The 19782-nt window shown below is 60.8% G+C and carries 19 protein-coding genes; 10 read left to right on the top strand and 9 right to left on the bottom strand.

The features are described from left to right. The first annotated feature begins 4 nt into the window (after positions 1-4). The 3 genes from H3H36_RS08385 to H3H36_RS08375 all read left to right on the top strand — a co-directional run bounded on the left by H3H36_RS08385 (position 5) and on the right by H3H36_RS08375 (position 3372). Entirely contained in the window at positions 5-1597 is a 1593-nt protein-coding gene (locus H3H36_RS08385; protein WP_311196606.1) for an AAA family ATPase, read from the top strand. Then, a complete protein-coding gene (locus H3H36_RS08380) occupies positions 1581-2453 on the top strand; it encodes an HNH endonuclease (protein ID WP_182216178.1) in 873 nt (290 codons plus the stop codon). The genes H3H36_RS08385 and H3H36_RS08380 overlap by 17 nt, the downstream gene beginning before the upstream one ends. A 211-nt stretch (positions 2454-2664) precedes the next feature. Then, positions 2665-3372, top strand: a complete 708-nt coding sequence (locus tag H3H36_RS08375) for an HNH endonuclease (protein WP_220459685.1) — start codon at positions 2665-2667, stop codon at positions 3370-3372. Positions 3373-3943: 571 nt separating this feature from the next. Here H3H36_RS08375 and H3H36_RS08370 read toward each other — a convergent pair. Beyond that, the gene (locus H3H36_RS08370; protein WP_229219812.1) at positions 3944-6070 is read right to left on the bottom strand and encodes a TonB-dependent receptor; all 2127 of its coding nucleotides are present in this window, start codon (positions 6068-6070) and stop codon (positions 3944-3946) included. 94 nt (positions 6071-6164) lie between these two features. On the opposite strand from H3H36_RS08370, the gene H3H36_RS08365 reads away from it, so the two are divergent. After that, the gene (locus tag H3H36_RS08365) at positions 6165-7346 is read left to right on the top strand and encodes a PepSY-associated TM helix domain-containing protein (protein WP_182216173.1); all 1182 of its coding nucleotides are present in this window, start codon (positions 6165-6167) and stop codon (positions 7344-7346) included. Positions 7347-7484: 138 nt separating this feature from the next. Then, entirely contained in the window at positions 7485-8438 is a 954-nt protein-coding gene (locus tag H3H36_RS08360) for a sensor domain-containing diguanylate cyclase (protein ID WP_182216171.1), read from the top strand. 23 nt (positions 8439-8461) lie between these two features. On the opposite strand, the gene H3H36_RS08355 is transcribed toward H3H36_RS08360, so the two are convergent. From H3H36_RS08355 to H3H36_RS08345, 3 genes are all read right to left on the bottom strand, one after another. Then, positions 8462-8920: a hypothetical protein gene (locus H3H36_RS08355; protein WP_182216169.1), complete on the bottom strand. Its 459-nt coding sequence runs from the start codon at positions 8918-8920 to the stop codon at positions 8462-8464. Between the two features lie 71 nt (positions 8921-8991). Then, positions 8992-10452 (bottom strand): GGDEF domain-containing protein, encoded by a 1461-nt coding sequence (locus H3H36_RS08350; RefSeq protein ID WP_311196604.1) that lies wholly within the window; start codon positions 10450-10452, stop codon positions 8992-8994. Between the two features lie 149 nt (positions 10453-10601). Further along, positions 10602-10997 (bottom strand): nuclear transport factor 2 family protein, encoded by a 396-nt coding sequence (locus tag H3H36_RS08345; protein WP_229219811.1) that lies wholly within the window; start codon positions 10995-10997, stop codon positions 10602-10604. Between the two features lie 795 nt (positions 10998-11792). Here H3H36_RS08345 and H3H36_RS26930 point away from each other — a divergent pair. Next, a complete protein-coding gene (locus tag H3H36_RS26930; RefSeq protein ID WP_229219810.1) occupies positions 11793-12491 on the top strand; it encodes a PEP-CTERM sorting domain-containing protein in 699 nt (232 codons plus the stop codon). A gap of 172 nt (positions 12492-12663) precedes the next feature. Continuing rightward, complete coding sequence (locus tag H3H36_RS08335; protein WP_182216295.1) at positions 12664-13296, top strand: TetR/AcrR family transcriptional regulator; 633 nt, start codon at positions 12664-12666, stop codon at positions 13294-13296. Here H3H36_RS08335 and H3H36_RS08330 read toward each other — a convergent pair. Further along, positions 13293-14159, bottom strand: a complete 867-nt coding sequence (locus tag H3H36_RS08330) for an SDR family oxidoreductase (RefSeq protein WP_182216167.1) — start codon at positions 14157-14159, stop codon at positions 13293-13295. The genes H3H36_RS08335 and H3H36_RS08330 overlap by 4 nt on opposite strands. A 123-nt stretch (positions 14160-14282) precedes the next feature. Between H3H36_RS08330 and H3H36_RS08325 the strand changes: the two genes are divergently transcribed. Next, entirely contained in the window at positions 14283-14588 is a 306-nt protein-coding gene (locus H3H36_RS08325) for an antibiotic biosynthesis monooxygenase family protein (RefSeq protein WP_182216165.1), read from the top strand. A gap of 3 nt (positions 14589-14591) precedes the next feature. Here H3H36_RS08325 and pncB read toward each other — a convergent pair whose 3' ends face one another. Both pncB and H3H36_RS08315 read right to left on the bottom strand, forming a co-directional pair. Continuing rightward, entirely contained in the window at positions 14592-15785 is a 1194-nt protein-coding gene (pncB, locus tag H3H36_RS08320; protein ID WP_182216163.1) for a nicotinate phosphoribosyltransferase, read from the bottom strand. A gap of 44 nt (positions 15786-15829) precedes the next feature. After that, on the bottom strand, positions 15830-16699 hold the full coding sequence (locus H3H36_RS08315; RefSeq protein WP_182216160.1) for a cysteine hydrolase family protein: 870 nt from the start codon (positions 16697-16699) through the stop codon (positions 15830-15832). 85 nt (positions 16700-16784) lie between these two features. On the opposite strand from H3H36_RS08315, the gene H3H36_RS08310 reads away from it, so the two are divergent. Together H3H36_RS08310 and H3H36_RS08305 are read left to right on the top strand one after the other, a co-directional pair. Continuing rightward, positions 16785-17270 carry a GNAT family N-acetyltransferase gene (locus tag H3H36_RS08310; protein ID WP_182216158.1) on the top strand — a complete coding sequence of 162 codons (486 nt, stop codon included), beginning with the start codon at positions 16785-16787 and terminating at the stop codon, positions 17268-17270. Between the two features lie 68 nt (positions 17271-17338). Continuing rightward, positions 17339-18286, top strand: a complete 948-nt coding sequence (locus tag H3H36_RS08305; protein ID WP_182216156.1) for a LysR family transcriptional regulator — start codon at positions 17339-17341, stop codon at positions 18284-18286. A gap of 97 nt (positions 18287-18383) precedes the next feature. Here H3H36_RS08305 and H3H36_RS08300 read toward each other — a convergent pair whose 3' ends face one another. Both H3H36_RS08300 and H3H36_RS08295 read right to left on the bottom strand, forming a co-directional pair. Further along, a complete protein-coding gene (locus tag H3H36_RS08300) occupies positions 18384-18695 on the bottom strand; it encodes a chaperone modulator CbpM (RefSeq protein ID WP_182216153.1) in 312 nt (103 codons plus the stop codon). Positions 18696-18698: 3 nt separating this feature from the next. Then, on the bottom strand, positions 18699-19628 hold the full coding sequence (locus H3H36_RS08295; RefSeq protein WP_182216151.1) for a DnaJ C-terminal domain-containing protein: 930 nt from the start codon (positions 19626-19628) through the stop codon (positions 18699-18701). Positions 19629-19782: the final 154 nt, after the last annotated feature.

Raw genomic sequence — 19782 nt, 5'->3', positions numbered from 1 at the left:
CATCGTGCTGCAATTTAAAATATTACCTAAAAACACTTGGGCCTCCGGTGAAGGAAAAAATACAGCCTACTTAACCATTGACTATTGGAATGATTATTCTTTCATTACAATGTTCAGGGTTTTTTTACACGATGAAAGTGGCGTTCTTCATGACATTGGTCAAATTAAGATAGGATTTAAAGGGCAAACCATAGAAACCGATACCTATCAGAAATTATCGGAGACATTCTCCCATCTAGAAGGTGATTTTTTCTCTCTAGGCCAAAGCGTAGATTACTATAAAAGTCTGGCCGCCCTTCCAGATTCATTAAAAAATTCCTATCTCTCAGGCCTTAACGACATGGTGGCAAAACCTGAATTGATAGAAACATTTAAGGATGAAAAAGTATTTAAGACATCATTATTAAGAGAAGTCAGTCTTTCAGTTATTAAAGGTCAATTTCCCAGGGTACTTAACCATAAGCCTGAGTTAACTGATTTTAAATTTAAATTCATAAGACCGGAGGAAGAAAATTTTGGTGCCATCAACTTACCATTTACTGTCAAGGTCGATTCAACACCCAGCACCAACATTCACGCCATTATTGGTCGCAATGGAGTTGGAAAAACAACCATTTTAAATGGAATGATCAATGCCATAACAGACAAGCAGAGTTTAAATAAATTCATTGACAGGGACGCGTGGGATGACGAAGAAATATCAGACGATTACTTCAGTAGCTTAGTATCCGTTTCCTTTAGCGCATTTGATCCATTTCACCCCCCTAAGGAACAACCAGACCCATCCAAGGGAACTTGCTATTTCTACATAGGACTAAAGGATCAATTAAATGAATATAGGCATAGAACGATTATAGACCTGCAAAGTGACTGCACCAATTCCCTGATTAATTGTTTTTACAAAAAAGACAAAAAAGATCGATGGTTAAATGCCATAGAAAAACTTGGGTCAGATGAAAATTTCGCCTTAATGAATTTGGCGCAGCTAGAATCAATTTATCAGGAAATTAGAAAAAATATCAGCCATGATGAGCAATCAGACTCAAAACCATTTCAGGAAAGATACTTAGCTGCCGTCGCTCCATTTCTTTCGCGCATGAGTTCAGGTCACGCAATTGTACTGCTCACCATTACAAGACTTGTTGCGACAGTAGAAGAAAAGACCTTGGTCCTACTCGATGAGCCTGAAAGTCATCTTCACCCACCTTTATTGTCAGCATTCATCCGGGCTCTTGCAGATTTACTGCATGACCGGAATGGAGTAGCCATTATTGCCACACATTCGCCAGTTGTACTTCAGGAAATTCCTAAATCTTGCGTCTGGAAAATTTATCGAGTCGGAAAGAGTATCACAACAACCCCACCAAGTATCGAAACTTTCGGCGAAAATCTCGGATTACTAACGAGCGAAGTATTTAGTCTTGAAGTAGAACGCTCGGGATTTCACGACATTCTTGCTAAGTCTGTTGAAAGCGGAAAAACATACGAGGAAATAATTTCCGATTACAAAGACCAACTTGGCTTTGAAGGAAAGGCCATTCTTAAAGCACTTGTTGTAAACCGCGATAGGAGCCGTAAAAATGATGCGATTGGCTGATCCACAATACACCTATGATAAGACACTGGATGAATGCCATAGCGGAATAACTGGAAATAATTCTCTAAAGAAAAAACTAAACTCCAACAAGAAAAATCTAACAGATGCAGGAGATAACTACTCCGAATTGTCAAGAAAAGGTGAACTTTACTTAATCAAGGCTATCAACTCAAAAAAAGGGGATGACCCTGTAGTTCTCAATGATTTGAAGAAATCGGAGCTGATGAAGTTTTATGACACATACTTCGTTCCTGAAGATAAGCCAACTCGGGCGATTTACGATTATTTACTGAACTCAGCCAAAGAAAAATGTCCTTTTTGCGGAGGAATCGGGACACCCAGAAATTTAGATCACTTTTTACCAAAATCTCAATTTCCACAATTTTCAATTTACCCTCGTAATTTAGTTCCATCATGCAGAGATTGCAACATGGATGGAAACCCTATTGGGTTTTCAGAGACAGCCGAAGACCAAATCATCCAGCCTTATCTCGATGATGATAGATTTTTCTTAGAGCAGTGGATTCATGCAAGTTATAGCAAGGGCGTTTATGATCCAACCCCAGGGAACTTCACTTATTTCACGAAACCTCCGGCACACTGGTGCGACATAGATAAGAAAAGGGTTGAGAAACATTTTGTGGAATTCAACATTGCACAAAGATACTCCACTAAGGCGGCAGAACATTTAGGAATTGCCTTAGGTCAATTAAACTATTTTATAAAGAAAACTGGAGTACGCGATGACGATTTCATACGAGATTTTTTTAAAAGCTCTGCTGATGCCGCGTCTTTCCCCAACCATTGGCAAAAAGGAATGTATCAAGCATTGATAGATGCAATACTCCTTCCGTGATCAATTCTACAGAACCAACCTATTGCCCAGCAGGACAGGACGCATTTTCATACCCTTCGACTATGCAACTAGCAGGTGACATTTTCTTGCTTAACACGTAGAGTGGCGTCTTGACCAAAGCTGACCGAGTACTATGCCGTCCGTTGAACCGCTAGAGTGGCCGTTTCCTCCTACCCAAAAAAATCCTCCTTGGAGTCGGGAGGAATTGATATTGGCCCTGAATTTGTATTTGACGCATCGCCCCAAGCTTCCATTGAAAAATGGTCCCGAGGTAAAGCAGTTGTCAACGCAACTTAATGACCTGGCAGGATGTTCTGGCAACTCAAGTACGTTCAGGAATGCCAATGGTGTCTACATGAAACTGATGAACTTTTTGAGCATAGACCCGGACTATCTCGTACGAGGAAAGGCAGGCTTAACGCGAAACAATAAAGACGAGCAACTGGTATGGAATTTGTTTGCGTACGATGAAGCACTCCTTAATGCAACGGTAGCAAGAATACTTGCTTTTATTGCTACCCCAGCGTCGATGCCAGAGCTAGCAGGAGACGACGACGATGGATTTGTAGAGGCAGAAGAAGGGAAATTATTGACTCGCGTTCACAGGAGTCGAGAACGGAGTAGGCTCCTTGTACGTAAGTTCAAGGAACATGTGCGGGCGAAGAAAGGTAGCCTAGCTTGTGAAGGATGCGGCTTAGAAGCGGCTGATAAGTACGGGATCGAATTTGCTGACGTGATGGACGTGCATCACAGACGGCCTGTTCATACATTACAACCCGGCGACAAGACCAAGTTCAGTGATCTAGCGATACTGTGTGCGAGTTGCCACCGGATTGTGCACAGCAGAAGAAAATGGCTGAGCATCGAGCAATTACAACAGCTTGTCGCTGGTAGTGGCCGAAGTAGTATTTCGCGCTAGATGTCCTACGACATCCAACCCCATGCAATATTGCTGGGGGTATTTTTGGGGGTACAGAAGAAGTCGAACCCGATGAAAAATAATGCAACATATTGATTATAAATATATTTTTTCATCGAGTACGATTCCCGCCGTCCCACCACCGAACAAAAAAAGAGGGGCCCAAGCGCAAGCTTGGGCCCCTCTTTTTTTGTTCGGCAGCGCAGAGACGGCGGAAACCGCATCCGCGGACGGCGCAGCCGGACGCGGGGTGGAGCTGGGGTTTCAGGCCGCATGCGGCCTGCCAGCGGAACGACGCCCGCTTGCAAGCGGGCGGCTCTCCGATTCATCCATTCCCGAAATCGCAACGCGATTTCGCGCCGCGTCAGCGGCTCACGGCGAGCCCAGCCGTAACGCAGCTTTGAGGCTTTCGCTTAACTCACGAGAAGATTTTGTACATTGTGAGTCCCCTCGTTTTTCCTCTGCCAAATACGACGGCATTAATCCACTAGGTCATTGAACGTCCCCATCAAGGCAGCCCATGTGCAAACTCGCGAAACCTGCGGGCCAATGCGCGCTGCCACAGCCTCGCCTAGAAACTGCGCGTCAAGCTCACCGACAAAGTCCGCCCCCGGCCCGCGAAATACGCGCTCGCATCCTTGTAGCTGGCCGACTGCGGATAGTAGCCAATGTACTGGCGGTCGGCCAGGTTCTCTACCCCCACCCCCAGCTTGCCCCATGCGACATCATGGTTGAGCGCCAGGTCCACCAGCGTGTAGCCCTTGAAATGCTCCTCCAGGTTGCTGGTGCCGACCACGCGGCCGATGTTGATATCGCGGTCGAACAACGTGATCGCCTGCAAGCGCACATTCGCCTTCGGCATGACGCGCCAGTTGGCGCCGGCCACCAGCTTGTCCGGGCCTTGCGAGCGCGCGCCCGGCGCCACATCCATCGGCGCGCCGGCGGCAGTGGCGGTTTTGCCCATGGTGCGCGCGTAGGAACCAAACGCCGACAATTGCTTCGACGCGCGCAGCTCGCCCGACACTTCCCAGCCGCGCACCGTCGTCGGCACGCGGTCGAGCTGGCCGATGCCGGCGGCATTGACGCGCAGTACGCTGCCGAGCCTGGAGCGCGAATCGTAGAATGATGCGCCCAGGCTGCCCATCGCGCCGCGCCAGTTCACGCCGACCTCATTGTTGCGCGTGATGATGGGTTCCATGTCGAACAGCGTCGCCACCGATTGCCCCGGCAGTTTCACGGCACGCAGTACCAGGCCCACGTCGGGCAGGCCGAAGCCTTCCGCGCTGGACAAGAAGGCCGACCAGTTCGGACTGAAGCGCCACACCGCGCCAATATTTTTCACGTCCTTGGTGAACGAACGCTCACCGCCCTGCACCACGCGGCTGTTGTAGGCGGCCAGCGTGGTGTACGTGCCGACGCTGAGTTTCGCATCCTCATGGCGCACCCCGCCGCGCACGGTCAGTGGCCCGATTTCATATTCAAGTTGCGTGAACGGGGCCAGCGACGTGAAGTCCAGCGTCGGCACCCAGGTGCGCCCGGTGCCGGCCAGCCACTGCCTGGTGCGGTCGCGCAGGTAATCCAGGCCGGCCGTCAATTCCAGCCCCGCGACCAGCGTATCGGGCCGCACATAGGTCAGCTTGACGCCATGCTTGTTGGCGACCACTTCCGACTGGTCGTACAGCGTGTCTTTCGGCGCGATCGCCGTATCCTGGAACGTCGACGTATTGGTGGCGCCATACAGCGCGGCGAAATCCTGCTTGAACACCTGGGCGTTGAAGCTGCCGCCCAGCAGATCGTTGTGGCGGTATTCCAGGCTGCTGGTTTCCACCTTGTTGCGCGGCGCCGCGCCTGGCGGCGTGCCGGCCGTGGAACTGGTGGGGATGCCTGCCGCAAAGTTGGCATTGACCGGCGCATAGTCGCCCTCGCCTGCCATGCGGAAGCGGTTGATGGTCAGCTGCAGGCGCTGGTCGCCGATATTCCTGCCGATCTTGAAGAACAGGTCGGTGCCCTGGGAGTCCATGGTGTCGCCTTGCACGGTTTCGATGCCCAGCGCGCGGCCATTGCCATCGTAGCCGAGACCGCGCCGCTGGATGCCGCCGAAGGCCAGCAGGTCGAAGTCGCCTGCTTTGTGCTGCAGGCTGTAGCCGGTCTTCCAGTCCAGGCTGTCGCCGCGCAACTGGGAGGCCATGCGCACGTTGACCGACTGCGTCGTGCCATCGGCCTTCGGCGACCTGGTGATGTAGTTGATGATGCCGCCGGTGGCGCCCATGCCCTGCATGGCCGAGGCGCCGTTGATCACCTCCACCCGCTCGATGATGGCGGTATCGGCCATATAGCCTTCGCGCATGCCGCCGCGCAGCGGGTTGGTTTGCGGCACGCCGTCCAGCAGGATCAGCGCGTTGCGCCCACGCAGCGATTCGCCGGTGGAACTCATTTTCTGGCGGCTCGGCGCGTAGCCGGGAATGTAGGTGGCCAGCGCCGCCGACGGATCGTCGGCCAGCAGGTATTGGGTAGCCAGCTCTTGTTGCGAAATCACGCTGACGGCGCCCGGAATCCTGTCCACGCTCTTGCTGTTGCGGGTCGCCGTCACGACGACCTCCTTGACCGGCTCATCGGCGCTCTGCGCCAGCGCCGCGCCGCCGGACAAGACCAGACATGCCAGTGCAACGGCACGGGCCAGGGGATGCAGCGTGGTCATACTTCACTCCTCTACAAAATGATACAAACAGAAACGCAAATGATAATGATTATCATTTATAATCTCAAGCAATTTTTACTACTGCCAAGAAAATATGCTGACTGGTTTGCTGCGTGCGCGGCTGCGCACGCTACACCTGTATGTGTCCCTGGTCTTCGGGGCGATCTTCGTGCTGGCCGGCCTGACCGGCGCGGCCATCGCCTGGACCGATGAACTCGATGGCGCGCTCAATCCCGCCCTGCTGCGTTCGCGCGGCGCGGCCGGCAAGGAGGACGTGGCGCCCACGCCGGCCCAGGTGCAGGCCGCCGTCGAGCGCCTGGCCGCCGCGCCCGGTTACGGCCAGCCCACGCTGCTGCAACTGCCGTACGCGGCGGACGAGGTCTACGTGGCCTGGTACCGCAAGCCCGCCAAGAACCGGGGCAGCTTCGCCATGCCCAGGCCACGCCAGGTCATGCTGGACCGCTACACGCTGGCCATCCTGGGTGAGCGCAACTACGGCGAATTCGGGCTGTCGCGTCCACTGTTGATGCCTGCCCTGTTCCACCTGCACCGTTACCTGTTCGCGGGCGAGGTCGGCAAGACCGTGACCGGCATCGCCGGCCTGCTGCTGACGCTGACATCGCTGCTGGGCCTGGTGCTGTGGTGGCCGAAACCCACGCTGGCCAGCCTGCGCAAGGCCGTGAGCGTGCGGGGCGCGCCCACGTCGCGCCAGTTCCACTACAGCCTGCACCGCTCGGCCGGCTTTTTCCTGACGCCGGTACTGGCCGTGCTGGGCTTCACCGGCATGGCGATGAACCTGCCCGACTGGGTGCGTCCGGTGGTGGGGGCGGTGGCGACGCTGGAACATGAGGCCAAGGCCGCCAACGGACCGGCCGCGGGCCGCCAGACGATCGGCGTGGCGGCGGCGCTGGAAGCGGCCCAGCGGCAAATGCCGCAAGGCCGCCTGTCGCGCCTGTCGCTGGGCTCAGCCAGGGCGCCCTACGAAATCCGCCTGCGCCAGCCCGGTGAAATCCGCGCCGGCGACGGCAGTACCCGCATCAGCGTCGATGCCTACAGCGGCGCCGTGCTGCGCGTGCGCGATCCGCTGGCCGCCGCCCCCGGCGACGCCTTCCTCAACTGGCAATTCCCGCTCCATACGGGCGAGGCGTTCGGGCTGGCGGGGCGGCTGCTGGTGTCCTTGTCCGGACTGGCGCCGCTGGCCTTCATGATCACCGGCCTGGTGCTGTGGCTGGGGCGCCGCAAAGCGCGCGGCGGCCCCGCCGCCTTGCGCAACTAAGCCCCGCAGCCCGCCCCCAAGCGCATATAATCTTGCAATGTTGCACTAGCCATTGACGCAACCTGTTCCCGTCTGGAAGAACCGCATGCAAGAAGCCATCCGTCCCCTGCCCGCCCGCCATCCCCTGGAGGTCCGCCCATGATCCATCCCAAGCTGTTCGAACGCGTGCTGGGCCTGGCCAACCTGGGCCTGGTGGTGCTCGATGCCAGCCAGCAGATCGTGCTGTGGAACCAGTGGATGGCCAGCCACTCGGGCTGGTCCGCCAGCCGCGTGCAAGGCAATGAACTGTTCGACCTGATCCCGGAATTGCGCGGCCAGCGGCTCGAGCAAGCCGTGCACACGGCCCTGGTCAACAACCTGCCCACCCAGCTGCCGCAGGCGCTGAACCGCACCCCGTTCGCGCTCTACCCCACCGGCACCTGGGGCGGTGAACGGATGGAACAGAGCGTGTCCGTCACCCCGTTCACGGAAGGCAAGGAGCGCTATTGCCTGATCGAAGTGAGCGACGTGAGCACCACGGTGGGCCGCGAGCGCCAGTTGCGCGGCCAGGCCGAGGCGTTGCGCGCCCAGTCCTACGTGGACGGCCTGACCGGCATCGCCAACCGCCGCCATTTCGACGTGGCGCTGGACCGCGAACTGCGGCGCGCGCACCGCAACGGCAACGAACTGTCGTTGCTGTTGATGGACATCGATTCCTTCAAGGCCTACAACGACCACTTCGGCCACCAGCAAGGCGACGCCTGCCTGAGCCTGGTCGCCGAAGCGTTCGCCGGCATGCTGCAGCGTCCGGCCGACCTGGCAGCCCGCTACGGCGGCGAGGAATTCGCCGCCGTGCTGCCCGATACGGGCCCGCAGCAGGCCCAGCAACACGCGGAGGCGATCCGGGCCCGCATCGCGGCGCTGGGCATCACGCACGCGCCGGCGGCCGTGCGCAACCACGTGACCATGAGCATCGGCGTGGCCAGCTTCGACAAGAACCGGCTGGCCGACGCGGAGAGCTTGCTGGGCGCGGCCGACCGCGCCCTGTACGCGGCCAAGCACGCCGGACGCGACTGCGTGGTGGTGGACCGCGCACAGGACGAGGCCGCCTGAGCACAGCTGGCGCGCCGGCGCCGCTACGGTTCCGGCGCGATGAAGGCCACTTCCGGTATCGCGCTTTCGTAGCGCGCCGTGGCGTCCTTGAGCGTGAGCTGGCGCAGTTCAACCAATAATTCCAGGCCCTCCAGCCGGGCGTCGACAGCTTGCGCCTTGGCCAGCCGGGCCGCGATGTCGTGGCTGCGCAGCATATTGGTGGCGATGGCCGCCACCAGCGAGCACAGGCTGGCCAGGGCGCACAGGATGCGCCAGCTGGGGCTGTTCTCGCCAGCCGAGCCGAGCGCCTGCGTCAGGCGCGCACCACCCAGTGCCGGCGCCGCCGTCAGCACCGCCGCCAGCGCGCTGGCGACGATGCCGGTATTGGTCAGCCCCGCACCGCGCGCGCTGGCCTTGCGGATGAACGCCGCGATATGGCGCCGCTTGTCACGCAGCCGCTCGCCCAGCGCGTCCCAGCCATCCTGTTCCTTCGCCGTGGCCATACCTCTCCTCCCGGCGCCACCATCAGCGCTCAGGGATTAGACCTGCCACCTGCTTCAATGTTCCGCCGCCGTCAGGCCGGATGGGGTGCATGGGTGTCGGCCACGCGCAAGCCATTGGCGGAGATGCGGTTGCGGCCCGCGGCCTTGGCCACATACAGGGCCTTGTCGGCCGCCTCCACCAGCAAGGTGGCTGGCGGTTGCAGTTGCCCGGCCTGGCCCGATTCCGTGTCAGCCGCGCGGCAACTGGCCGCCACCACGCCTATGCTCACCGTCACCTGCGGCCAGCCAGCCGTGCCGGCATGGGGGATGCCCAGGTTCGCCACGGCCAGCCGCATGCGCTGGGCGATCAGCTCGGCGTCGGCCAGGCCCGTCTGCGGCAAGAGCGCGACAAATTCCTCGCCGCCATAGCGTGCCACCATGTCACCGGCCCGGTGCGAGGCGCCCGCCAGCGCCTGCGCCACGGCGCGCAGGCAACTGTCGCCGGCCACATGGCCATGGGTATCGTTGTAGGTCTTGAAGTAGTCCACGTCGATCATGAGCAGCGCCAGTGGCGCATGGCCACGCAGGGCACGGCGCCACTCCAGCTGCAGCTCGGCATCGAACGCGCGCCGGTTGGTGATCCCCGTCAAACCGTCCGTCAGGTTGATGCGGCGCAGCCGTTCCATCATGTCCAACAGGCTGCTGTACATCATGCCACTCTCGGCCAGCAACACCATGAGCACGAAACTGGCCGCCAGCAGGCCGTAGAGCCGGCCCACATAGAACCCCACGTCGAAGCGGCCGCCGTTGAGCATGGCCGACAACGCCACATCGACCACCCAGACCCACATCACCACGATCAGCCACAAGTCCAGCACCGAGCGCACGCCGCAGCGCCAGACGGCCACCAGCGCCAGCAGGCTCAGGCACCAAACCGTGCCCACCACGGTAAGCATCACCGGCGTGTAACGGTCCGCCACCATAATCGACGGAAGGACCGCCTGAAAGCGCGTCACCAGCAGGGTTTGCGCCGCCACCACCGCCAACACCAGCAGCCCGCCCAGCACGATCATCAGGCTGGTGCGGCGGATGGGCAGCACGTCGTCCACGGGACTGCGCCTGAGCAGGGCGTAGGCGATCACGAACAGGGGGAAGCCGCCGTGCCACACCATGTACAGCCACGCCGTCGTCTGCGGCCCGGCGCCCAGCAAGCCGCCGGCATCGAATACCCCAGGGAAGGTCAGCAGGTGCACACAGGCCGTCAGGGCCGTGAACAGGTAGCCGCAGGCGAGCACGTACAGGGAGCGGACCTGGAAGGAATGGAACTGGCCAAACAACAGCGAGGCCGTGATCAGATCACAGATCACCAGTGCCGATTCATACGCGGGAATGAAGGCCCACACGCGCTGCAACTGCACCTTGGCGAACGGGGCCGCGGCCATGAAGATGAGCACCGACAGGATGACCACGCCATACGCCATGCGCCGCTGGCGCGGCCCGGCCGGTACTGTCGATAGAAAGACCGGCTGCTCCGGTTGTGCTAGCTCCGCCATGTGCCACCTCGCCTTGCCTTCATGGCTGTCGCCAGCCAGCGCAGCAAGCGGCCACTGGCAGCTTGCATGTAACAAGTGTATCAAGGGCACCGGACTTTGCCACAACCCATTTGAACAGCCGGATCAAGCCGCCACAACTAACGACAATCTCAGCTGGGGCGGCCGTGGAATGCCTTGTTGGCGATCTTCCAGCCGTCGGCCGTTTTGAGCAACACGAAATAGTCGGTGAAGGTCACGGCGCCATGCACCAGGGTGATGCGGGCGCAGGCCGACAGGCCAGCCACGTCGATCCAGTCCACCGTGCGGCGGCGCGTTGCCTCGTCGGCCGCCGGCACGCCCTTGAACCGCTCGCAGTACACATCCAGCGGCCAGGACGTGAACTGGCCGTCGCGCATGGACTCGATGTGGGCGCTGGGCAGGAACGCCAGCCGCATATGGGCCGCATCGTCATGGGCATGGCCGAGGAAATAGTGTTCGATGGGAACCAGGACTTCGGCCTGTTCGGCCGTCAGGGCGGCCATCGCGGTGCATGGAGTCGATGTCATTGTTGCGGTTTTGACGCGCCCAGCGGCGACCGATGGCGAATAGTCCATGTTGGCATATCTGCTTTATATCAAGCCATCGCATGATGCCGTGCGGCACATCTTCCTTTCTGTAGACAGGTGAAGTTAATGAAGGTGCATAGACCGATTCCGTCTGACAAAAAACGTACTTTTTGCCATCCGGAAAGCTATATCCGACCACGTATAGACTTGGACGGGCAGTTCGCTATGGTGGCGCATTTCTCCCTCACAATCGCATGCATTGCCCAATAAGAACTATATATAGTCGAATATAAAATTTCCATGCGGAATAATATCCATCCAAACAGAATGAAATGACCGAGCAATGAATAAGTTGAAGTTTGTAATTTCAAATATCCGCCCAGAAATAAACCTCTCAACATCAAGAAACATCGGCTATTGAGGGAATTTAAGCAAACAGCCTCTGCGATTATAAAAAACATTCTTCCGTCTCTTCTCACATGATAGTATTTACAGTATAAGTTTGTATTATTAACAATAAAACCATTAGACAGAAATAACGCGGGGAAATGAAAAATATAAGACCATCAAATAAACTGGCCATTTGATTGAATAACAACTCGAGCGCACCGTGTCAGGACCTTGCCTCCGCGGACCACTGAGAATCAATGCCATCGCATTAAAGCAGGCAATGAAAATGAAAGGAGGATATATCCAACATACTATCTGTTATAGATATTCAATAGCCAGTTTATCTTAAGAAACCAAAATGGCGAAAATAGTACTTTAATTTGTATTATTTTTTGCTAGATTGAATTGTCGGGCTCGATTCGCGATGACGATTTTCCAAGTCGCAATTCAGCTTGGTTGTTGATCAGTAACATATTAAAAAAAGAGGGAACTAAAATGCAAAAAATGATCTTCCAAAAAGCCGCCGGCAGCCTGCTGCTCGCGGCCGGCATGATCGCAGCACCGCTCGCCAGCGCAGGTAGCCTGACCTATCAGGGCGTGACTTTCACCTTCACGGAAGCGGCCAATGTGTTGACCCTGGAAATCGATGCGGCTGGCCGCACCGGTGACTGGGCCACCGCCACCAACATTGGCATGCTGCAAGTGAAGGACATCGGTTCGTTCACCACGGCCGCGCTGTCGGGCGAAGCCGGCCCGCCAAATACCACGGCAGCCTCGCTGTGGACGTTCTCGCCCAACGAATTGAGCGCCAATGGCTGCGATGGCGGCAGCAACGGGGTTCAGCGCGCCTGCTTCTATGCCGCCAACACATCCAACCGGATCGCACTGGCCGACAACATGATGTTCCACTTCACCTTCACCGGCGGCACGCAGGACTTCAGCGATCCGCACCTGAAGCTGGCTTTCTACAACGGCGACGGCACCGATAAAGTCGGCAGCCTGCTGTCGATGAACATCCCGGCCGTTCCGGAACCGGAAAGCTATGGCATGTTCCTCATGGGTCTGGGCATCCTGGCCTTCCTGGCACGTCCGAGGAAAGCGTGACCGGCGCGGCGGGCTGCCAGCCAAGCGACTTCCAACCCGTCGTCAGCACAGCCCGGACAACAGTCCGGGCTTTTATTTGCGCGTCACGCGCGTCCCGCCACGGTGGCCGGATGGCGGTCGCGGCATGGCCTGCATTAAAATGCTGTCCATTCCAGCTTTTGCCGCCGCCGCCATGCACACCGTTCCCGCTTCCGATCCCGCCAGCCCCAAGAAACGCGGCCGCCCGCTCAAGGGAGCCGGCGGCAACCTGCGGGCCGAGCTGATCGAAAAATCGGCGCAGTTGTTCCGCGAACGCGGCTACGACAATACCACCGTGCGCGACATCGCCGCCGCCACCGGCATCCAGGCCGGCAGCTGGTTCTACCATTTCAAGACCAAGCAGGAGATCCTGGCCGCCATCATGGAGCAGGGCGTGGCGCAATCGCTGGCCCAGATCGAGGCCATCGCGGCCCAGGGCTTGCCCGCGCGCGCCATGCTGCGGCAACTGGTGGAAGTGCATCTGCACACGCTGCTGGCGCCCGACCACCATTTCATTCCCGTGCTGCTGTACGAGGCGCGGGCGCTGGACGAGCCCTCGCGCGCCCGCATCGTGGCGCTCAAGGACCGTTATGAAGCCGTGTGGGATGAGGTGATCGCGCGGCTGCACGCATCGGGCGAATGGGCCCTGCCCACGCGCTTCGACCGCCTGCTGATGTTCGGCGCGCTGAACTGGACCGTGCAATGGTACAAGGCCGACGGCGGGGCCGACATCGCCCAACTGGCCGACGCGGCCATGCAATTCATCCTGCGCACGCCAGAACCTTAATCCTCGCGCAGCACCTTGGGCGTCTGCGCCAGGTGGAAGCCGTCGAACGGCGCGCTGGGGTGACGCAGCGAGGGCATCGGCATGCCCGGCCGCACATTGGGCCGGCCGCCATCGACGCGCAAGGTGGTACCCGTGATGAACGCGGCCGCCTCCGACAGCAGGAACACGATGGCGGCCGAGATTTCCGCCTCGGTGCCAAAGCGCTTGAGCGGCACCGTCTGCGGGAATTGCTGGATGGTCTGCTTCATCGACGGCGGGTAGGCATCCATGCCCGACGACGCCACGTAGCCGGGCGCCACCGCGTTCACCCGCACCCCGTATTGGGCCCATTCGAAGGCGGCCGTTTCCGTGAAGTTGACCATGCCGGCCCGCGCCGCCCCCGAATGGCCCATGTTGGGCATGCCGCCCCACATGTCGGCCACGATGTTGACCACCGCCCCGCCACGGGCCTGCATGGCCTGGTTCAGGCACTCGCGCGCCATCAGGAAGCCGCCCGTCAGGTTAGTCTGCAGCACGGCTTCCCAGCCCTTGAGCGAAATATCCTTGAGCGGGGCCGGGAACTGGCCGCCGGCGTTGTTGACCAGGCCATCGATGCGGCCATGCTCGGCAACGATGGCCGCCACCAGCGCCTGCACGGCCGCCTCGTCGCGGATGTTGCAGGGCCACGCCTGGGCCACGCCGCCGGCCGCCGCGATCTCCTCGCGCACCCGCGCCAGCTTGTCCGGGTCGCGCCCCACCAGCGCCACGGTGGCGCCCAGCGCCGCCAGTTCGTGCGCCGTGCAGCGGCCGATGCCACTGCCGCCTCCCGTCACGATGATGAGCTGATCCTGGAACAGGCCGGGCTTGAAGACGGAACGGTACATGGCGACTCCTTTGATGGTGGACCCCAAATAATAAAGCAATTGCTTGATTTAATGCAATGCGGCAAGGCAAACAATGGCCGTTTCAGGCAAAATGGCCGCATTCTTACGAAAGGACGCATCACCATGATCTATGAAATCGCCGAGCTGTACATCAAACCCGACGCCCATGCCGCCTTCCAGGCCGCCGTGGCCCAGGCCATCCCTATTTTCCAGGCCGCCACGGGTTGCTTGTCGATGCGGCTCGACCGCGACATCGAAGTGCCCGACACCTATCACCTGGTGGTGGGCTGGGCCACGCTGGAAAACCACACGGTTGATTTCCGTGGCAGCCAGGGCTTCGTGGACTGGCGCGGCCTGGTCGGCGGCCACTTCGCCCAGCCGCCCAAGGTCGAGCACTTTGAGACCGTCGTCAACGGCTTCGGTCAGTAAGTATCACGACAGGACGGGATGGTGAAACACCTGGCGCAGATAGGCCAGGAAGGTCTCGTCCTTGCACAAGGTTTTGCCGGGCGCATCCGATAGCTTGGCCACGGACTGGCCATTGCAGGCCACCAGCTTCATCACGATGTTCAGCGGCGTCAGTCCCACGTCATTGGTCAGGTGGGTGCCGATGCCAAAGCCGGTCATGATGCGGTCGGCGAAATGGCGGTACAACGCCAGCGCCTTGTCCAGATCAAGCGCATCGGAGAACACCAGGCGCTTGGTATTGCTGTCGATGCGCAGCGCCCCGTAGTGGGCCAGCGCCTTCTCGCCCCACGCGACGGGGTCGCCCGAATCGTGGCGCAGCCCGTCGAACAGCTTGGCGAAATACAGGTCGAAGTCGTCGAGGAAGGCATCCATGCCCACCACGTCCGTCAGCGCAATGCCCAGGTCGCCCCGGTATTCCTGCACCCAGTCCTCCAGCGCCGCCTTCTGGAAATCGCGCAGCCGCACGCCGAAGGCCTGGAACGACTGCATGTATTCATGGGCCATGGTGCCGATCGGCACCAGCCCGAACTTCTTGGCCAGGTAGACGTTGGAGGTGCCCTTGAAATACTGCGGCACTTCGGTCGTCAGCTTGAACACCACCTCATCATGCCAGGCCGACGAAAAGCGGCGCCGCAGGCCGAAGTCGGAAAACTCGAACGGATGGCGCAACGCCGGCTGCACGCTGAATGCCTTGAGCCGGGCGATCTTGGCCGCCAGCCGCTGGCGCCCTTCGGCCAGCGCGCCGTCGCGTTCAAAGCGGCGGAAATACAGCTCGTTGACGATGTAGAGCACAAAAATCTCGAACGCCATCACGTGCACTTGCGGGCCGGCCGCGTGGATCACCAGCGTATCGCCGTCCGTGCTGACCTGGATGAACTTGCGCTGGAAGCGGAACACGGTGAGGAAATCGACGAAGTCGCTTTTCATGTAGCGCAGCGTGCGCAGGAAGTCGAGCTCGTCCTCCGCGAACGACAGCGTGCACAGGTGGTCCAGCTCGCGCTCCACCTCCTCCTTCAGTTCGGCCAGCGGAAACACGGGTGTGTTGCGGCACACGAATTCGTACTCGGTGTGGGAATTCGGGTGACCATGCAGCAGCGCCTGCCACATGGTGAATTTGTACAAGTCAGTTTCCAGCAGGCTGCGGACGATGGGCGTCATCGGGTGTATCCAAAAAATTGAAGATCAGCCTGCATCTTACGCCACTAGCGCCCCGCGTTGAGCAGCAACTCCTGCAGCACGTCGCCGGACTGGGCCAGCCGTACGCCGCGGGCCTGCATCGCGGCCAGGAACTCCTGGTAGGCCGGCTCGAAACCGGCAACCGGGCTCATGCAATCGGTCAGCAGCACCAGCTTGCCCAGCCGATCGTCGCCGAACTGCTGCACGATGTGCTCGGTGGTGGCGCGCACGCAGTGGCTGCCGGCTTCGCCGGCGATATAGACCTGGTCGGCCTCCGCCAGCGAGGTGATCAACGCCGCGTTGACCTGGGTGGCGGGGTCGTCCGGGTCCGGCACTTCGGCCTGCACGGCCGAATAATGCTCGGTCCACGGATTGGCACCTTTGTGCACCTTGGCCACGATGGACTGGGTGGCGTCTTCCCAGCGGTTGTAGGCGGCGCGCACGTCGTCGTGCACATTGGCGCCCCAGCTGCCGATCTCGCAGTGCACGGGCCACGCCATCAGCTGGTAGCGTCCGACCGCTTCCAGCGCGTCCAGGTAGGCCAGCGCACGCGGCAGCGCGGCCGGCTGGCGCGGCAGGAACGTGCCGCCACGCACATCGGCCGCCGCAATCTGCGTGAACGGCGGCACCGGGCTACCGTCATGGGTCAGCCAGAACGTGGGGTGGGCAATGTCGAGCCGGTGATGGGAATCGAGCGTCACGGTGATCGCCGTCAGACCGTGGCGGCCACGGTTGATCAGACCGGCCAGGCGCAGCATGTCCTGGTGGGCGCCCGGCACGGGCAGCGCGGGCGCACAGGGCTGGCGGGTAGCGGGATTGTCCGGCAGATAACCAGGGGGCAGATCGCAAAAATCGTTCTGCGGATCGATGACGAGCAAGTGCAGCTGGCGTTTCATGTCGTGCTCCCTGGAGGGCCGAGAATTCAATATAAACAATATTACAGTATGATACACGGCACCACCTCCACCACCACGGCGCACCATGGAAACCACGCCCCCAGCAGACCCGCGCAGCAATCTCACCATTCGCCCCGTGCGGCCGGCCGATTTCGCGGCCTGGTCCGTGCTGTGGGCTGGCTACAATGCCTTCTACGGCCGCTCCGGCCCCACGGCGCTGGCAGCCGCCATCGTCGAGACGACGTGGTCGCGCTTCTTCGACGCCAACGAACCCGTGCACGCCCTGGTGGCCGAGCGCGACGGCGAGCTGCTGGGCCTGGCCCATTACCTGTTCCACCGCAACACCATCCTGATCGAACCGATCTGCTACATGCAAGACCTGTACACGCTGGACACGGCCCGTGGCCAGGGCGTGGGCCGGCGCCTGATCGAAGCCGTGTACGCCGGGGCGGCGCAAGGCGGGGCCAAACGCGTCTACTGGCACACGCGGGAGGCGAACAGCACGGCGCGCGCCCTGTACGACCAGGTGGCCGACTTCCCCGGCTCGGTGGTGTACAGCAAGACCTTGTAAGCGCCGTGCAAGCCGGTTAGCATCGACGGATTCATACAATCACCGTCGATCACATCGACTTCCTGAATATGCGCGACCCCGGCCTGCCCTCGCTCGAACAATTGCGCGTCTTCATCGCCGTGATCGACCATGGCGGTTTTGCCCATGCGGCACGGGCCCTGCACCGCACCCAGTCCGTGATCAGCTACACCATCGCCAACCTGGAGGAACAGCTCAACGTGGTGCTGCTGGACCGCGGCAAACGCAAACCCGTGCTGACGGAAGCGGGCAAGGCGCTGCTGGCCGACGCGCGCGCCGTCTCGCTCAAGGTCGACAGCATGCGCTCGCGCGCCAAGGCGCTGTCGTCCGGGCTGGAGGCGGAAGTGTCGCTGGCGGTGGAAGTGGTGTTCCCTACCTGCACGCTGGTGCAGATCCTGCACGCGTTCCAGCGCGCGTTCCCGACCGTGGCGCTGCGCCTGCGCATGGAGGCGCTGGGCGCCATCGCGGAACTGGTGCTGAACGGCGAATGCCACGTCGGCATCAGCGGCTGGATGCCCAACCTGCCCGACAGCATCGAGCGCCAGCACCTGGGCCACATGACCATGGTGCCGGTGGCCTCGCCGCTGCATCCGCTGGGGCAGCTCAAGGGCAAGATCGCGAGCGCCGAATTGCGCGAACACACGCAACTGGTGATCACCGACCGCAGCCAGCTCACCAAGGGCCAGGATTTCGGCGTGATGGCGCTGCGCGACTGGCGCCTGGGCGACCTGGGCGCCAAGCACGCGCTGCTGCGCAGCGGTATCGGCTGGGGCAATATGCCCGAACACATGATCCAGGACGACCTGGCGGCGGGCCTGCTGGTGCGGCTGGACCTGGCCGAAGGCAGCGCCCAGCAGTTCCCCCTGTTCCTGATCCATCGCGGCGACCGGGAGCCGGGCCCGGCCGGCAAGTGGCTGATGCAACAATTCCTGGCGGCGCAAGCGACCGGCGCGCCCGTCACGGACAGCGACTGGCGGCCCGGTCCCGCGCCCGCATAACGCGGTTGACGCGGTTGACGCGATTGATGCCCTTGATGCGGCTGGCATGCTTTGCACACCTGGCGAACCAGGCACGCCAGGCCGCACGCGCGGCGCCCTAGCGCAAGCCGGCCGTGCGCATCCTGGCCCGCAGGCGCCGGATCTCGTCGGACAAGTCGACCACCAGCGCGGCCACGTCGTCATTGGCGTCGAAGTCGCACTCGACCTGGCGCAGCCGGCGCGCCCGCACCAGGTCCACGCTGGTGAAGCGCCACGCTGCGCTTTCCTCGGGCGCACTGTCGAGCAGGATGCCGGTGCGCACGCGCTGCACCACCCAGTCCGGCTCCACGTCGCAGGCGCGCGCCAGTTCTTCCAGCGTCAGCGCCACGTCATCGAGCAGCACGCCGCTGAGGTTGTTGTTCTGCCCCATCGCCTATCCTCCCCGCGGTTTGAAAGCCAGGTCGCGCGCCATCGCCTGGTACAGCTCGCGCGCCCGGGCGCTGTCGGCCGGCGGCAGCACCACCTCCAGCAGCAGATACAAGTCACCGGCCGGATTGCCGGGAATCCCACGCCCACGCAGGCGCAGCTTGCGCCCGGCCTGCGAACCGGCCGGCACCGTCACCGTCACCTTGCCCGACGGCGTGGGCAGGTTGATCTCCGCCCCCAGCGCCGCCTCCCATGGCGCCACCGGCACCGTCTCGTACACGTCGCGCCCGTCCACGCGGTAGCGCGCATCGGGCGTGAACTGGATTTCCAGGTACAAATCACCCGGCCCGGCCGCACCGGGCTGCCCCTGCCCGCTCAGGCGCAACTGCTGGCCCGCCGTCACGCCCTTGGGAATGTTGACGCTCAGCGTGCGCTCGCGCGTGATGATGCGGTCGTGCGCGTCGCGTTCGGGAACGTAAAGCGTGATGTGGCGGGTAGCGCCTTGATAGCTGTCGGCCAGGTCGATGGCGATGCTGGCGTGGCTGTCCTCGCCGCGGGTGGGCGCGGCACGGCGGCGCCCACCGAGGTGGGCGAACAGGTCGGCGAAGAAGTCGCTGGCGCCGGCGCCGCCATTGCCAAAGCCGTTGCCGGCGAAGTCGCCGGTGCCGTAGGTGCGGCTCCAGTCCGGCGGCGGCCGGAATTGCTGGCCGGCGCGGTAATGGTGTCCTTGGCCCAGCTCGTCGTAGGCGGCGCGCTTTTCCGCGTCACCGAGCACGCCGTAGGCTTCGTTCAGCTCCTGGGTCTTCTTCTGCGCGTCGGGTTCCTTGCTGACGTCCGGATGGTACTTGCGCACCAGCTTGCGGTACGCCTTCTTGATCTCATCCTCGGTGGCCGTCTTCTTCACGCCCAGCGTCTGGTAGTAATCCTTGTATTCCACGGTTCACACTCCCGGTGGTTGGCAGCAGCACAGGCTAGCATACTCCGATTGACGGTGTTTTCACTCCGCGACATCAAGCCGCGGTGCCGCCAGCCGAAGCTTCGGCAGGAGCGGGGTTTTCTTAGTAAAATCGTACGTTTCCCCATCCTGGTGC

The organism is Rugamonas fusca (assembly GCF_014042365.1).
GTDB lineage: Bacteria > Pseudomonadota > Gammaproteobacteria > Burkholderiales > Burkholderiaceae_D > Rugamonas > Rugamonas fusca.
This window is presented reverse-complemented; position numbering and strand designations above follow the sequence as displayed.